This is a genomic window from Paenibacillus methanolicus (assembly GCF_008124765.1).
Lineage (GTDB): Bacteria > Bacillota > Bacilli > Paenibacillales > Paenibacillaceae > Paenibacillus_Z > Paenibacillus_Z methanolicus.
Map to the genome: position 1 here is coordinate 220,280 of NZ_VNHS01000008.1, position 16,525 is coordinate 236,804.

A 16,525-nucleotide genomic window follows, 5' to 3' on the forward strand; every position below is an offset into this window, starting at 1 on the left:
TCCCGCTAAATAGGAGAAAATTGGATGCTGTTGTTGCAGCCATATTGTATCATAGGACGCGCGGTTTGTGCGCGGCGTCCGACGCGATCCGGCTAATTAGCGGTGCATAGGTTTTCTCTAAAAGCGCGAGCAGGTCGCGGTCGTCGGTCAACCAATTGCCCTTCCACAGAAGTTCATGACGCTTCTCCGGCGGTATATACGGGATCCGCAATTCGGGACGTACCGGAAAAAGCGATAGCCAATCCGCTCGCTCCCGGAAGCGAATGTCCTTGTTCGCCGCCCATAGCGTCATGCGCGAAGAGGATTGCCTCGCTCGGCGCAGCCGCTCGGCCGCGGTCAGATTGACCGCCGACCACTTGGCGACGTCCGGATCTCCAACGAAGAGCAATAGGTCCGCTTCCATCAGGAGGTCTTCGGCATCCGGTTCCATCCATCCGGAGGATAGATCGATGACTGCGTAGTCGGATGCTGCGTTACTCTCCATCATGCGATACGCCAACGCGCTTGCCAGCTGTTCGCCATCAAGGAGAGCGATCGGCAAGCGAGCATGCCATCGTACCCCACGCTTCTCGAACCGGGCGTAGCCCGGCGCAAGCGGCGTGAGCACGCCGCGCGAAGAGGGGGCTCCTTCTCCTTCGGCATTCAGCAGCGCATGCCATTCGGGACCGGCGGCGGGATGCTCGAAAGCCGCGCAGCTCATTCTCCGCTTGGCGATCAGCATCGCCAACGTCAATGCAACACTTGTCGCGCCCGCTCCCGAGGCGATCGAGGCGACGACTATACGTCTGCCGCCCGCTGGTTGCGGAAATCGTGGCGCCCCTGTCTTCTCTTGATTTAACATCGTCGTTTCAATTCCTGCCCAACTGGCATGTTCCGCTATCAGCACCTCGCGCGACTTTCCGTACAACTGCCGCAAAGCGCCGCAAGCTGCCTTCATATCCGGATAACGGTCCGACGGTCGTTCGGCCAGCATGCGCGCCAAGACCGCTTCGAGTTCCCGCTGACTCGCATCCATTGACTTCCGGGACGGATACGTGGCTCCGCCGGCTACCGGCGCTATACCGCCGCTTAGCAAGTAAGAGAGCAGCGCGCCAAGACCGTACACGTCGGTACGCGCATCGCTTTGCCCCCCGCCTTCCTGCTCCGGCGCCGCGAATCCCGGGGTGCCAAGCAGGCGCGTATCCCTTTCCGTTCCCGGCTTGTAGCACCGGGCGATGCCGAAGTCGATCAGCTTCACCATCCCGTCTTTCTGCATCATCACGTTCGTCGGCTTCAAATCGCGGTGGATGACCGGCGGATGCTGCGCATGCAAGTAACCGAGCGTATCGGCAAGCTGAATCCCGACGCGGAGTACCTCATCGACGGGGATCGGCCGTCCTTGAAGGCGTTCAGCAAAATCTTTCAAATGAATTCCTTCGATATACGACATGACGAACATCTCGATCCCATGATAGTCCCGCGGGATGTAATCGACGATCGCCGGAAGCCGCGGATGGTTCAGCCGCATGAGCAGCGCCGCTTCTTCCGCCAGATTCTCCGTCCCGGCCGCATGCGGCCGATGGGCCTTGATCGCTCTGAGCATGCCGCCAAGCCGCGTATCTTCCGCTGCATAGACAGCCCCCATTCCCCCTGAACCGATCAGCCCGAGCAGCCGGTACCTGCCCGCGATCAGCATGCCCGTCTCCAATCCGTTTCGTTGCTCCATCATGACGCTTCCTCCTTCGAAATAATAAAAAGCACCCCGAACGAAAGAACGCGTCACGTTCTTCCATTCGGGATGCTTTCCCGGGTATTGTCTATTTCTTAACCAAATACAACGTAATTTCCTCGCGGTTGTGGAATAGCTGCTTTGCTTTGCGAAGCTGGAAGCCGGTCCCGAAGCGGGAGATGACGTCTTTGATCGTCTGCAGCGGCTTTTTGTGCATCAGTTTGATCGTGACGATCGCGGTCGCGCCTTCCGCGAGCGCGTCCGACAGATCCAACACGAGGCGAACCATCTGCATCGGGCTCCAGCTCATGTCGCAGACGAGCAAATCGAACGTGCCGGGTTCGAACTTCACTTCGGAAGCGTTCTTCCGGTAATTGGTCAACCGCGGATATTGAGACAACGACGGATGAAGTTCTGCCGGGTCGACCGCCGTCACCTTCAAGCCGCGCTCCAGCAGCAGATGCGTCCAGCCGCCAGGGGCCGCGCCGATATCCAGGCCTTCCCGGAACTGCTCCAGCCTAAGGCCGAATGCCCGCTCCGCTTCCAGCAGCTTGAATTTCGCCCGCGAAATTTGCCCTTCTTCCCGTTGGAAACGAACCGCCCCGCCCGGCCAATCGGACAGCATCTCTTCCGGAGTCGCGATCCCGACGTAAAGCTGCTCCTCGCCTGCGAACAAAGACAGAATGACGTCCGGCGATTGAACGACCGGATCGGCCCCGAGCTCTTCTAATACGGCGTCCAGCACGGCTTTCGTATCCGAAGTCGAATACGGGTAAGGACTTTTCTCCGCGCGACGCACATGAACGGCTACCGTTCTTCCTTCCAGCCGAAGACGCGCGCCGCGCGCGATCTCCGCCAGCTCCTGCAGATCATCTGCCGAGCCTTTAAGCGGCAGTACCCGCTCGACGGGTTGAATGTGCCGAAGGAATATCGGTTCTTGCTCCCGAATGCGCCCCAGCAGTTCTTCTCGCTCCAGCGGCAGTTCGATCTTAAATACTTCTCCGTGCGTTAACTGGGAAATTCTCATCTCCGCGAACATCCGCCGAAGCTCTTCCATCGCATACGTGGCAAACCCGCGGTTCGCCGTGCAAATCCATTGCGTCAACCTTGCTCTCCTCCTGATGCCGTTGCTCGAATCCACGGTCTTCCGTGCGACCACTCGACGGCTACCGGCCAATCGTAGGCCCGGCTTAATATTTCATCCGTCAAGACATCCCGCTTCGGTCCTGCCGAAGCGATCACGCCTTCCCGCACGATGGCCACGTGCGTAAACATCGATATGATTTCTTCCATATGATGCGTCACATAAATAACGGCGATGTCGCGTTCGCTTAACCGGCCTAAATCGGCCAGCAGCTTCTCCCGCTCATATAAATCCAATCCGGCGCACGGCTCGTCCATGATGAGGATGCGCGGATCGCTCATCAAGGCGCGGGCGAGCAGCACTTTCTTCCGCTCGCCTTGCGACAGCGTGCCGAGCGGCTGTTCCGCCGTATGGGCGAGCCCCACTTCGTTCAGCAGCGCAAGCGCCTTCTCACGCACCGCCGGATCGATCTCCTGGTAAAATCGCAAAAACGCGTATTCTCCCGTGGCGACCACTTCCCAAACGGGATCGCGCAACGTCAATTTCTCGACCATCGACTGGCTGATATAGCCAATCTGTTTGCGCACCTCGCGCACGTCGCATTCGCCATACCGATTGCCAAGCAGATCAATCGTCCCGGAAGTCGGGAACATATAGCCGGTCATCATCTCGAGCAGCGTCGTCTTGCCCGAGCCGTTCCGTCCGAGAATGACCCAATGCTCCCCTTCCGCGATCGACAGATTCACGCCGCCGAGAATCGTGCGCGCTTCCCGCTGCAATATCAAATCCTTCAGCTGAATTAACATCTCATCCCGCCTTCCCCCGGTATCTCCCATGAAACGAAATGCCGCAGTCAGGCTTAGCCCGCCATCGGCCCGTTATGCAGGCGTACATGCTCCGGCGCATGGCGAAGCAGCAGCTGATACATTTGCATTTTGCCGGACGGCGAGGACGTATGCAAAAACACTTCCTGCGGATAAAGCCCTTTCTCGACCATTGCCTGGACCACGTGTAGACCCGTCGGCTGCCCCCAGCCAAGATCGAAGTCGAGCGACAGGATGCCAATCTGCTCGCCTTCCAGCAGCAAAATGCACTCCTCCGCATTCTTCGCCAGCACGAAGCCGGCCGGACACGGGCGGAAATCGTCCAAATAAACGTTGATCATGATCTATCTCCCCGGCGCTGTATGAGCGCCAATTGATCGCGATGCGTGCCATCCTCACCGGACGGCGTCTCCATGACGAACGGCTTGCACGCCGCGAGCGGATGGTTCAGCAGCCAATTCAGCCCATCCTCGCCGATATGGCCTTCTCCGATCACGGCATGACGGTCTCGCCTCGAACCGCTCGGGTAGACCGAGTCGTTCAAATGAAAAGCTTCCGTATGCGCCAACACGCCGAGCTTCTCCGCCTTGGCGAACCATTCCGCTTCGGCTTCCCCGCGCCAAACGCCGGCCGCGAACAGATGGCACGTGTCCAAGCAAAAGCCGATCTTGTGCGGATCGCGGCAGAGCGAACGGATTTGGGCTAGCTCCTCGATCGTCATCCCCATATCCGTGCCCTCGCCGGCTTGATTCTCGATGAGCAGCTTGGCGGAACCGGCCCATTGCGAAGCGACCGCGCTTAACGTAATTACCGCATTGCGGTAGCCCTCGAGCGGATCCGGCCCCTTATAAACGCCGAAGTGAACGACGACGCCGATCGAACCGCACGCCTCCGCGATCGCCAGATCGTTCAGCAGCGACATGGCCGTGCGTTCGCGATGATATGCGTCTTCCGATGCGATATTCGTCGGATAAGGCGAATGCGCGATCGACGCGAGTCCATGCTCGCGGCTGATTTCCGCGCATTTCGCGGCATCCGACGCGTCGAAGTCTTTTATCGCGAGGCTTCGCGGGTTTTTCGAAAAATATTGAAACGCGTTCGCGCCGATTTGCATCGCGCGCCTGGCCGCCATTTTGTAGCCGCCCTGGGTCGAAACGTGACAGCCGGCTATCATGGCCGATTACCTGGCTTGCTGGCAGTTCGGGCAGTAAAACATTTTGCGCGAACTAATCTCGGCCTGCACGATCGTCCCGCCGCAGCGCCGGCAAGGTTCTCCGCCCCGGTCATAGACAAGACAATGATCGTTGTAGCCGCCGGTCAGCGTATCGTCCGCCGTCAGCGGAAGTTCCATGTAGCCGCCTTTGTTCAAGGCGTCATGCAGCACGGTGCGCATCGCGTCAAATAAACGTTCCCACGACTCCGGCGCAAGCTCCGGAATGCGGGCGTCCGGCCGAAGCCCTGCCTCGAATGCCATCTCGTCGGCGTAGCAATTGCCGATTCCGGACAGGACGTGCTGGTCGACAAGCGCGGTCTTGATCGCGCCGCGCTTTCCTTTGAACCGTTCTTTGAACCGCTCCAAAGTCAACCGTTGGTCGAAAGGATCCGGCCCCAGATCCTTTAGTTGGGCTTCGGTTTCCTTCTGCGTGAGCAAATGAATGTAGCCCAGACGCAGCCCGATGAAACGGAGCGTGCCCCGCTGGAAGCGGATCGCCACCTGCACGGAACGTTCCGGCGTTTCTTCGTCGGCGCCGAAGTACATCAACCCGCCCAACATGAGATGAAGAAGCAGTCTTTTTCCGTTGTCGAGGTGAAAGATGAGCATTTTGCCTTTGCGTTCGATAAACCAGACCGTTCTTCCAGTCAGCTCGGCTTCGAACCGGGCAGGCTCTACATTTATCGATTTGGCGCGCGTCACTTCCACGCCCGTGATCGTCTGACCGGCGATCAGCCCCGATAGTCGTGTGCGGTAATTTTCCATTTCCGGCCATTCCGGCATCGTTCTCTTCCTTCCTGCCCTGCTGCGCAGTCGTTATGATCGTTACGTCTATTGTAAACGAGTCGAAGCCTCAATTCCAACTAAAGACCCCGTCTTTATGAAACGGCTACGGCTAAAGCCTCAATTCGCTCCATCAGCCGGCGCAAGTCCGGTACGATCTCGTCCGGCCGGCAGCCTGCCTGCTCGAGCAGCGTCTCGCAATTGTCCGCATTCGCAAAGCCCGTGAGCACGAGCAAGGACGAGCAGCCTGCCGCATAGCCGGCCGCGATGTCCGTGAACGGATTGTCGCCGACGACCCATGCATGGGCGGCCGGAACGTCCAGCCTGGCAAGCGCCGCATCCATCAATATCGCCGACGGCTTGCCGATCACGGTTGGCTGTTGACCGCTAGCGCGCTCGAGCAGCGCCGCGATCGAGCCGGCGCCCGGGACAAATCCGCCGTCGGATGGGAGCAGCACGTCCGGGTTGGTCAACACGTACGGGGCGCCCTCGCGAATGAAGCGTACGGCGTCGGCTAGTCGAGCATAGGTCGCGCCGCGGTCAAGCCCCTGCACCACATAGTCCGGCCGCTCTTCTACGAGCTCCAATCCCGCATTCCGAAGCGCTTCTTGCAGACCAGACTCTCCGACCGCGAACACGCGGGCGCCCGGCCTCAGATCCGCCACGTAAGCTGCCGCCGCCTGCGCGGAGGTGCAGACGTCGGACGGCACGGCCGGAATGCCCATGCGATTGAGCCGCTCCGCGACCGTCTCCGGCGATGCGGTTGAGTTGTTCGTGACGAACAAATACGGAATGCCGCGCTCGCGCAGAAGCAGAATCAGCTCATCGGCGCCTTCAATCATCGTATTGCCATGGTACAAGGTGCCGTCCAAATCTATCAATAAGCCTCGCATCGGTGCAGGTATTGCCACTAGCGTTTCCCCCTTATTATGTAAGAAGCAGCCGGTTACCCGGCTGCCTGATCGCGAATCGGTTACTTTCGTCGCCTGCGGAGACCGCCTATCCGGACAGCTTCGCCAGCTTGGCGCGCAGTCTGTCCATCCGTTTGCGGATCGCTTCGATCTCGGCTCTGCTCTTGGCATCCAAACGCAGTCCTTCGTACCGCGCATGAGCTAGATCGAACGCGGCTTCGGTAAATTGCAGCGCCAGCCGCGGCTGTTTCGTGCTGTGCTCGTGATACATCGCCAGCTCGATATGGGCATCCCATGACGGATGCGCGTGTTCGGCCATCAGAGCGGCAACCTGTTGCCACAATAACACAGCCCGCTCCCAATTGCCATACTTCTTATCCCGCTCCGCAAGCTGCAGCATCAGCCGCGGCTCCGCCTTCCCGCCGGCTTCGAACTTGGCGTACAAGGCTGCCGCCTCCTCGGTCTGCCCCATCCGCTCGAGCCACAGTCCCGTGCGCAGCTGCTCCTCCGGGCCTTCCGGGTACGCCAACCTGCCGCCCATCGCGCCGCCGAGCAGATGACCGAATCGGATGACGAGCGCCGCCAGCGACAACATGTCGATCTCGTTGTGGCGGAACACGCCGAACAGCGGATCCGGATTCCCGTCGGCGAGAAATTGAAAATAGATGGCCGGCGCGAGCGATCCCGGCACGTCGTCCTCGCGCTCGATGCCCAGCCGTTCTTCTTCCACGTGACTAAGCTTGCAGGAGGAGAGCGTGTTGCGCCAGATGCTTCGGGACGGGTGGAGCAGATCGACGTGATACGGCTCCCAGCGGAAATCGCGCAAGCCATTCAGCACGAGCCGCCCCGCCAGCACCGGCCAATCGAACGTCCGTCCGTTGTACGTCACCAGATGCGAGTATGCCGGCAGTTTCTCGCTCAAATAACGCAGCATAGCCCGCTCTTCCGCCGGATGGCGAATGAGCATCTGCTGGACGACATACGCGTCCTCTTCGATAAATCCGAGCCCCACCATGAACGGAACGTTGCCGGTTCCAACGCCGAGCCCCGTCGTCTCCAGATCGAGGAAGAGCATCCGTTCCGGCACGACCGCCATTGGGAATAGTTCCGGATCGACTTTGTTCGCGCCCATGCTCTTCGCTTCGCTATACAGCTCGAATTGAGCAAGCCCTTGCAGCACGTCGGTAATTTCGCTAAGCCGGTGCTCCCCGTGCCGGAAGTCCAGCGGGTACCGCGTTTCCCTTAGCAGGAACCCGCCTAACGATGTATGGTGAATGCGCACGTTCATCTCGTCCCATGCCGAAGAAAGGCGTTCTTCCTGCGCTTCGCCCCCGTGCTCCGCCGCAGCTTCAGAACCAGCGGAATGCTGCGGGGTGGGACGCGCTTCTCCGCTTAGCGTCGATGTTTCTGCCGGAACGGCCGTTTCCGCGGCTGGCGCTGCGCTTCCGCGCAGACGCATCATTTTCTCCCGCAGACTGCTCATCGAACCTCCTCCTTTCATCTACAAGCAAGCCGATCAACGAACGCCTCCTCGTTCCCTCCCGTCAGAGAAAAGATAGGATATCCATGCTCCGCCGTTTGCCGTCGATGCCGATAATCTCGGTGCCGATGCATGCTGGACAGCCGTCCTTGCAAGAACAGCGGCGGATCAGGTTTTTCGCGGCGTCTTTGATCTCGTCGAAACGCTTGAACACGCTATCCGCGAGCCCGATGCCCCCCGGGTAGTGGTCGTAGACGAAGATGGTCGGCTTGCCCGAATGTACGGCTTTGATCTGCGAGACGACGTGAATGTCGTTGCGATCGCACATGACCATAACCGGAATGATGTGGCGCAGCACGTTGGCGATACCGAGCAGCACCTGCTCGAGCCGATCGCCCCGCACCTCGGGATCGAGCTGCTCCTCGTTCAATTCCATCCAGCTGGAGCTGGTGTGCAGTTCCTCTTCAGGCAGGTTGATCGGACCGCTGCCGATATTTTCGAACGTGGACAGCTTGATTTTCTTAAAAATCGTCGGGATCGCGTTGACGGTGACGTCTCCGAAATGAATCGTTACAGTCCGGCGGATATTCGTTTTGTCGATCTCCAGCACCTTCAGCTGGACCGCCAAATTGGCATCCGTATAGTACTCGACGTCCACTTCGCGCACATACGCTTTCTTGTGGTCCCAATCCAGCTTCTCGACCTGGAATTGGACGCCTTCGTGCAAATAGATCGCTTCGTCATGAAGCAGCGTCATCGCGCTGAACCGGTCCATCTCGCCGATGATCTTGACGTCCGCGACGTTCGACTGGTCAATGATGACGACGTTCTCCTGGGAGGCCGAACGCAGCGAGATGCTGCTTGCCGGGAACGATTGATTCGCCCAATAAAAGGTGTCGTCCCGTCTCGTCAGCACTCGCTCCTCGACCAAATATTCCATAATGTCCGTGACGTCGAGCGGACCGAATTCTTCGTCTCCCTTGAAAGGCAACTCGTAGGCCGCGCAGCGCAGATGATCGACCAGAATAATCAGATTCTCCGGATTAATGCGCGCGGCTTCCGGCGATCGATCAAAGAAATACTCCGGATTCTGCACGATATATTGGTCGATCGGCGTGGAGCTGGCGACCATCAGAATAAGCGCCTCGCCATGCCGCCTTCCCGCCCGGCCCGCCTGCTGCCAAGTGCTGGCGATGCTGCCCGGATAGCCGCTCATGACGCATACTTGAAGCTGGCCGATATCGACGCCGAGCTCCAGCGCGTTCGTGCTCACGACGCCGAGAATCTCCCCGTCCCGCAAGCCGCGCTCGATCTCCCGCCGCTGCTTCGGCAAGTAGCCGCCCCGATAGCCGCGGATCGACTTCGCGCCGAGCTCGTTCTTCACCAGCTCCTGAATGCGACTCAATATGATTTCGACGCGTACCCGGCTGCGCGCGAAAATAATCGTTTGGATTTTGTTGCGCAGAAACTTCTTCGCCAGGCTGTTCACTTCCGCGGTCGCGCTCTTGCGCACGTTCAGCTGCGGATTGACGATCGGCGGGTTGTAGAAGACGAAATGCTTCCTTCCGCGCGGCGCCCCGTTGTCGTCGATGAGCCGCATCGGCTTGCCGGTCAGCTGCTCCGCCAATTCCTTCGGGTTCGCGATCGTGGCGGACGTGCAGATGAAGATCGGATTGCTGCCGTAAAATTTGCAAATGCGGCGCAGCCGGCGGATGACGTTGGCCACATGGCTGCCGAACACGCCGCGGTACGTATGCAGCTCGTCCACGACGATATATTTTAAATTCTCGAACAAGCTGACCCACTTCGTATGATGCGGCAAAATGGCGGAATGGAGCATGTCCGGGTTCGTGATGACGATATGGCCGGCCTTGCGCACGATCTGGCGGATCGCCGGCGACGTGTCGCCATCGTACGTATAGCTCTTGATGTCAATGCCCATCTCGGTGATGATTTCGTTCAGCTCGCTCTTCTGGTCCTGAGCAAGCGCCTTGGTCGGGAATAAATAGAGCGCTCGGCTCGTATCGTCGGCCGCGATCGCCGACAGGACGGGCAAGTTGTAGCAGAGCGTCTTACCGGACGCGGTCGGCGTGACGGCTACGATATTCTCGCCGCGCGCCACGGTCTCGTACGCGGTATGCTGGTGCGAATACAGCTCGCGGATGCCGCGTTTGGCCAGCGCCGCCGCGATGCGCGGGTCCACGGTTGCCGGCATCGGTTTCGTCCGTGCTTCCTGCGGCTCCATCTCATGCCAATTGATTATATTTTCATGTCCGCGAAGCTCTTGAATGAGTTCCGGTAACGTTTGTTTACGGAGCATATTGGTTTCACCTCGGTCTAACTACCAGTTTAGCGAATATTTGTTCGTTTTGCTAGAGCCGCCTCCTGTAAAAACTCTCCTCCACGCTTCCTAAAGCGCGCAAAAAACCGCCATTCCGACGTCGCCGGAAAGGCGGTCTTTCCTGAAGACTTACACGTGAGGCGGCTCCCACGTTTTTTTGTCCCAGCCGATCCGCTCGCGAAGCACGTTCAGCTGCCGGTCTAGCGTCACGGCCGTGCCGAACGGCATCTTGTTGTTGGTCCAGAAGCGAACGTCGCTCCATACGACCTCGTATCCTTCGGCGACGGGAGAGACGTTTACATGAATCCGGTCGGAGAATCCGAGGAATGTCCGCACGACGTCGGTTCCCAATGTCGCTCGCGCTTGCGGCGGCAAGCTGTCCTCCGGCGTCTTCGGCATGGCGGCCTCTTCGATGATCATGCCGTCCTTTACCTTCCCCAGACGAAACATATTCCCCGTCTCCGCCGTGAACTGCCAGACGCGTCCGGAGAGACTGGGCAGCAGCGAAATCGTTCCGGCGGACGGGTAGGCGCCGCGCACGATGCGCATCGTCCGGCCGTGCGCCGTTAGCCTCCATATAATATAAATCGCGGTCAGCCCATATGTGACGGCAAATAACGGCGCTGGCGCCATGTTCAGAAACAACCAAGCGATCGCGGATACCGAATGCAGCGCGAATAAATACGGATCAAATAAGCAAAGCGCATCTAGATGCCACCATTTCCGCGAGAACGGACGCAAGCACTGTACCCCGTAGCCATTTAATAAATCTAATGTAATATGAAAACAAACGGCGGCAAACGTCCAGAGCACGAGCGTGAACAGAAAAGGCCACTGATTGAAAATCGCGGCCGACCCGCAGCCGATTAACCACGCCCATACGATTGGTGCCGGCAGCGAATGCGTCAATCCGCGATGGGTTCGAATGTAGGCCGCCTTTCCTTTCAAGCGCATGAACGAATCGAAATCCGGCGCGTGGCTGCCGATCATCGTGGCCGTCACCAGAGCAGGCAGCAGCTCCGGATTCGCGGCGACGTTCGGATCCACCGCGGCTAACCCAGCCAGCGTCAAACCGAATAATAAATGGCTCCCGGTATCCATTCTCTCGTCCTCCCGTTCAAAATGAGGTCTTCAGCATCACCAGTGTATCGCCCGATCATCAGCCAAACGTTTCCGTCATATGAGGAAATTGTAACGGCGCATATTCCCTTGTCCGTCCGCGCAAGCTAGTTCGGGTTGAGCTCTTCAAAGGCACGACTACTCGAATTGATGCAGGGGGCATACACGATGGCCAAACCGGATAACCGCGCCGACAATGTCGCGCATCTGCAGCAGCATGTTCAGAATACAGAGCAAAATTTGCACGAGGCCGAGCAATACTTGGACGAGCATGCGGACGAAATTTCCGCTACCGAGCTGAACGACATCCAAGTCAAAAACGAACATCGCAAAGAGAGCCTTCAAAAGTTCCAGTCCGAAATTCAAGACGAAGCGAACCAATAAACCGAATCGTTCCGCAAAAGAAAGACAACCCCCCAGGCGCACGTGCTTGGGGGGTTGTCTTTATAGACGATAGTTCGCATAGACTGCCCATAAGGATGGTCAGTCGCCTACTACTGTCGCGCGATATGAATGTCCATATAGTCCTCGGCCGCCACGGAATCGGGAATGAGGCCTTTGGCGGCTTCGACCAGCTCGCGCAGCGCCTCCGTATCCAGGCGAGAGCTGAAGTGCGTGAGGGCGAGCTTCTTCGCTCCCGCGCGAGAAGCGATCGTCGCCGCCTGAAGCACCGTGGAATGTCCGTAAGCCGCCGCCTTCTCTTCCATGCCCGCCGCGAACGTTGCCTCATGAACGAGCAAGTCGGCATCTCTCGCGAGACTGACCGCCTCCTCGCACGGCCGGGTATCGCCAAGGATCGTGACGATGCGACCTTTCTGCGGAGGACCTACGACATCCGCCGACCGAATCCACGCGCCGTCTTCCAGCTGAACGTCCAATCCCCGCTTCAGTTTGCCGTAATCCGGCCCAGGCTTCAGACCGAGTTCGGCTAACGCCGCAAGATCAAGCGCGCCCGGCGTTTCCTTCTCTTCGATCCGGTACCCGAAGCATGGGATCCGGTGCTCGAGCGGACCCGCCGTCACCTTGAAACGCTCGTTGTCCACGACGACGCCCGGCTCGATCTCGTTCACGGACAACTCGTATTCGAGATGCGTGCCGCTAATTTGGAACACCGCGTTCAAATAAGCCTGCAATCCTGGAGGCCCATAGATCTGAAGCGGCACCGCGCCTTCAAAATACGAACGGCTGCTCAGCAGACCCGGCAACCCGTATAGATGGTCGCCGTGCAAATGGGTGATGAATATTTTCTCCAGCCGATTCAGCTTATACTTCGTGCCAAGCATCCGGTGCTGCGTCCCCTCGCCGGCGTCGAACAGCCAGAACGCATGCAGCGGCTCCGGCAGCATAAGCGCGGCCGACGTCACGTTGCGCGCCTTGGTGGGCCGGCCGGCGCTTGTTCCGAAAAATGTCAGTTGCAAGGCGAAACCTCCTCTCTTTGCTAAAATGTTGATTTCTCTTATGTATAGCAATACCCTCCAAGTGGCGGAATGTATTCCGTCGCTTGAAGGGTATGATAGCGCGGTCGATTGCCGGTTTCTGCGCTAACGCAGCCGTCTGCCTCGGCAATCGGGCCGCCCGCGATCAAGTTTTGTCGATGTTGAAATATTTCGCTTCGGGATGCGCGAACACCATCGCCGATACGGACGCTTCCGGCTCCATCATGAAGCCTTCCGTCAGCTCCACGCCGATATCCTGCGGCTTCATCAGATCGAACAGCAGCTCCTGATCCTCGAGATTCGGGCACGCCGGGTAGCCGAACGACACCCGGATGCCTTGATAACGGGCGCCGTGACGCTGCTTCATCGTCATTTCCGGCGGATCCGGGAAGCCCCACGTATCGCGCATCATATGATGAACCTGCTCGGCCAACCCTTCGGCCACTTCAAGCGCGACCGACTGCAGCGCATGGGAACGAAGATAATCGCCCTTGTCCTTCCATTCGTTCGCCAGGTCGCGCACGCCTTGACCCGCCGTTACGACGAGGAAACCGACGTAATCCATGACTCCGCTCTCGACCGGCTTCAGGAAGTCCGCCAGACACAGATACGGATCCACCTGCTGACGCGGGAACGTGAAGCGTTTGATTTCGCTGGCCGGGTTCTCCGGGTCGTAAATAATGATATCGTTGCCCGACGACTGCGCAGGGAAGAACCGATACATCCCATGCGCTTGAATAATGCCGTTCGCCACGCCTTCTTGCAAGATCCCATCCACCGTTTCCTTCAGGTTGACGGCTTTCTCGTTGCCTTCCTTCAGGAGCTGGTCCACGCTACCCTTCAAGCCCAAATGGTGGCCGAGCAGCATCTGCATATTCACGTACGGCACGATTCGCGTAAGCGGCACATTGCGCAATACGTGACGATTCAAATCCGGCGGAATATATACCGGCGCATCCTGCGAAATGTTGGAGCGAACGGCGCGGCTCAACTCCGGAAGCGGTTTGCGTTCTTCTTCGAAGGCATGTCCGGATGCTTTGAGCTCCGCTAATTCGGCTTCGTATGTTTTGCGATGCTCAGGATCAACGAGCTTGTTCGCGATATCGAGCCCGTCCATCGCGTCTTTGGCGTATAGCACGAGACCGTCGTATTCCGGGCTGATGCGGGTCTTCGTAAACTTGCGAGTCAGCGCGGCGCCTCCGACAAGGATCGGCGCGTCAATGCCGGCGTTGCGCATATCCTGCGCCGTGACGACCATCTGCTGCGCGGATTTGACGAGCAGACCCGACAGACCGATCGCATCCGCTTTTTCTCTGCGATAAGCTTCGATAATTTGTTCCGGCGGCACTTTAATGCCCAAGTTAATGATTTGATAGCCGTTGTTCGACAATATAATTTCGACGAGATTTTTGCCGATATCATGGACGTCGCCTTTGACCGTCGCCAAAATAATCTTGCCTTTGACCGACGATTCGTCCTTTTCCATGAACTGCTCCAGATGCGCGACCGAAGCTTTCATGACCTCCGCGCTCTGCAGTACCTCCGCTACGATCAGCTCGTTGTTGTTGAACAACCGGCCGACCTCTTCCATGCCTTTCATCAAAGGGCCGTTAATCACTTCGAGCGCGGTATACTTCTTGAGCGCTTCATCCAAATCCGGGATCAAACCTTCCTTCGTGCCTTCCACGACGTATGATCCAAGCCGCTCTTCCAGCGTCAAATTCGACACTTTCTCTTTCTTCTCGACCTTCTTGTCGCGGAATGCGGCCACGAACGCGGCAAGCGTATCGTCGTTCGTGTTATAGATCAGTTCCTCCGCCAGCTTACGTTCATGTTCCGGAATAGAAGCATACCGCTCCAGCTTCTCCGTATTGACGATGGCGTAATCAAGCCCCGCCTTCGTACAGTGGTACAAATAGACGGAGTTCAGCACTTCGCGGCCCGCATCCGGCAGGCCGAACGAGATGTTGCTGAGGCCGAGGATCGTCTTCGCCTTCGGATACTTCTCTTTGATCATCCGTATGCCTTCGATCGTCTCGACGGCGGAGCCGATATACTGCGGATCGCCCGAGCCGACCGGGAACATGTTAGGGTCGAAAATGATGTCTTCCGGCGCCATGCCGTACTTGCCGGTAAGCAGCTCATAAGAGCGCGTGGCGACTTCCATCTTCGCTTCGCGCGAAACCGCTTGGCCGCGCTCGTCGATCAAGATGCACACGACGGCTGCGCCGTACTGATGAATAAGCGGCAGAATCTTCTCGAACTTCGATTCGCCGTCTTCCAAGTTGATGGAATTGATGACGGCTTTGCCTTGCGAATATTTAAGCCCCAGCTCGATGATATGATCGTACGTGGAATCGAGCATGAGCGGCACTTTGATTTTCTTGACGACCTGCGGCAGGAACTCATGGACGGCATAGGCTTCGTCGATATCCGTATCCTGCAAGTTGATGTCGATAATATGGGCGCCGCCCTTCACCTGCGCTCTCGCGATCTCGGAAGCCTCGTCGAACTTGCCTTCCTTAATTAGACGCTTGAATTTGCGGGATCCGGATATGTTCGTGCGCTCGCCGATCATGATCGGCCGGTTCTCGTCTTCGATGAACACCGTTTCGATGCCCGATACCGCCGGCGGGTGATCCCCCAGCTTGGTACGAGGAGGATATTTCGCGAGCGTCTCCGCCATCGCCCGGATGTGATCCGGCGTCGTGCCGCAGCAGCCGCCCGCGATATTCAGCCAGCCCTGTTCGGCAAAATCCGCGATTTTGCGCGCGAGCGATGCCGGCGATTCATGATACTGTCCGTTCTCGTCCGGCAAGCCCGCGTTCGGATAACAGCTGATCGCCGTACGCGCGATTTCCGACAAGGAACGTATATGGTCGCGCATGAATTCCGGTCCGGTCGCGCAGTTGAGTCCCATCGAGATCGGGTTCAAATGCTCAAGCGAAATATAGAACGAGTCGATCGTCTGTCCGGCTAACGTCGTGCCCATCGGCTCGATCGTCCCTGAGATCATAATCGGCAGCGTGATGCCTGTCGTCTCGAACGCTCTGCGGATGCCGATGCTGCCTGCCTTGACGTTGAGCGTATCCTGCGACGTCTCCAGCAGCAACGCGTCCACGCCGCCGTCGATAAGCGCCACGGCTTGTTCCCAATAGCTTTCGACCAGCTCGTCGAACGTTACGCCGCCCGTCACGGACAACGTCTTCGTCGTCGGTCCCATGGCGCCCGCGACGTACCGCGGATGGTCGCTCGTCGAGAATTTGTCCGCCGCTTTGCGCGCGATCGAAGCCGCGGCCAGGTTGATTTCCCTGGCCTTCTCGGGAATATCGTATTCGGCCAGCACGACGCTGGCCGCTCCGAACGTATTCGTCTCGAGAATGTCCGCGCCGGCTTCCAAGTACGCCTCGTGGATGTCCTGAATGACATCCGGACGCGTAAGCACGAGCATCTCGTTACAGCCTTCCAGCTCTTCGCCGCCAAAATCCGCGTCGCTCAGATCGCGCTGTTGAATCATCGTGCCCATTGCACCGTCGAGGATCAAGATGCGACGGCCCATCATCTCTTGAATGGTCGGTTTCGTCATCGGTGAACTTCTTCCTTCCCGCCTTCAACTATGGAACCCC

At 58.3% G+C, this 16,525-nt stretch carries 13 protein-coding genes; 1 reads left to right on the top strand and 12 read right to left on the bottom strand.

The window, feature by feature from the left end; genetic code table 11:
* Positions 1–49: 49 nt before the first annotated feature.
* From BCM02_RS21320 to BCM02_RS21365, 10 genes are all read right to left on the bottom strand, one after another.
* Positions 50–1,708, bottom strand: coding sequence for a serine/threonine protein kinase (locus BCM02_RS21320; RefSeq protein ID WP_148931158.1), 1,659 nt, complete (start codon positions 1,706–1,708; stop codon positions 50–52).
* An 88-nt stretch (positions 1,709–1,796) separates the two neighbouring features.
* Positions 1,797–2,813, bottom strand: coding sequence for a 23S rRNA (cytidine(2498)-2'-O)-methyltransferase RlmM (locus BCM02_RS21325; protein WP_246183493.1), 1,017 nt, complete (start codon positions 2,811–2,813; stop codon positions 1,797–1,799).
* Entirely contained in the window at positions 2,810–3,598 is a 789-nt protein-coding gene (locus BCM02_RS21330) for an ABC transporter ATP-binding protein (protein WP_148931159.1), read from the bottom strand. The genes BCM02_RS21325 and BCM02_RS21330 overlap by 4 nt, the downstream gene beginning before the upstream one ends.
* A 53-nt stretch (positions 3,599–3,651) precedes the next feature.
* Positions 3,652–3,957 (bottom strand): cyclic-phosphate processing receiver domain-containing protein, encoded by a 306-nt coding sequence (locus BCM02_RS21335; RefSeq protein ID WP_148931160.1) that lies wholly within the window; start codon positions 3,955–3,957, stop codon positions 3,652–3,654.
* A complete protein-coding gene (locus BCM02_RS21340; protein ID WP_148931161.1) occupies positions 3,954–4,790 on the bottom strand; it encodes a deoxyribonuclease IV in 837 nt (278 codons plus the stop codon). Before BCM02_RS21340 ends, BCM02_RS21335 begins: the two co-directional genes overlap by 4 nt.
* Before the next feature lie 6 nt (positions 4,791–4,796).
* The gene (locus BCM02_RS21345) at positions 4,797–5,612 is read right to left on the bottom strand and encodes an Fpg/Nei family DNA glycosylase (RefSeq protein WP_148931162.1); all 816 of its coding nucleotides are present in this window, start codon (positions 5,610–5,612) and stop codon (positions 4,797–4,799) included.
* Between the two features lie 95 nt (positions 5,613–5,707).
* Positions 5,708–6,523 (bottom strand): TIGR01457 family HAD-type hydrolase, encoded by an 816-nt coding sequence (locus BCM02_RS21350; protein ID WP_342791324.1) that lies wholly within the window; start codon positions 6,521–6,523, stop codon positions 5,708–5,710.
* A gap of 88 nt (positions 6,524–6,611) precedes the next feature.
* Complete coding sequence (locus BCM02_RS21355; RefSeq protein ID WP_148931163.1) at positions 6,612–8,006, bottom strand: ribonuclease H-like domain-containing protein; 1,395 nt, start codon at positions 8,004–8,006, stop codon at positions 6,612–6,614.
* Positions 8,007–8,067: 61 nt separating this feature from the next.
* A complete protein-coding gene (locus BCM02_RS21360) occupies positions 8,068–10,323 on the bottom strand; it encodes a DEAD/DEAH box helicase (RefSeq protein ID WP_148931164.1) in 2,256 nt (751 codons plus the stop codon).
* A gap of 150 nt (positions 10,324–10,473) precedes the next feature.
* Positions 10,474–11,445 carry a metal-dependent hydrolase gene (locus BCM02_RS21365; protein ID WP_148931165.1) on the bottom strand — a complete coding sequence of 324 codons (972 nt, stop codon included), beginning with the start codon at positions 11,443–11,445 and terminating at the stop codon, positions 10,474–10,476.
* A gap of 186 nt (positions 11,446–11,631) precedes the next feature.
* Here BCM02_RS21365 and tlp point away from each other — a divergent pair, with 186 nt between their 5' ends.
* Positions 11,632–11,847, top strand: coding sequence for a small acid-soluble spore protein Tlp (gene tlp, locus BCM02_RS21370; RefSeq protein WP_148931166.1), 216 nt, complete (start codon positions 11,632–11,634; stop codon positions 11,845–11,847).
* Between the two features lie 110 nt (positions 11,848–11,957).
* Here tlp and rnz read toward each other — a convergent pair whose 3' ends face one another.
* A complete protein-coding gene (rnz, locus tag BCM02_RS21375; protein ID WP_148931167.1) occupies positions 11,958–12,881 on the bottom strand; it encodes a ribonuclease Z in 924 nt (307 codons plus the stop codon).
* A gap of 163 nt (positions 12,882–13,044) precedes the next feature.
* Positions 13,045–16,485 carry a methionine synthase gene (gene metH / locus BCM02_RS21380; protein WP_148931168.1) on the bottom strand — a complete coding sequence of 1,147 codons (3,441 nt, stop codon included), beginning with the start codon at positions 16,483–16,485 and terminating at the stop codon, positions 13,045–13,047.
* Between the last annotated feature and the right edge of the window lie 40 nt (positions 16,486–16,525).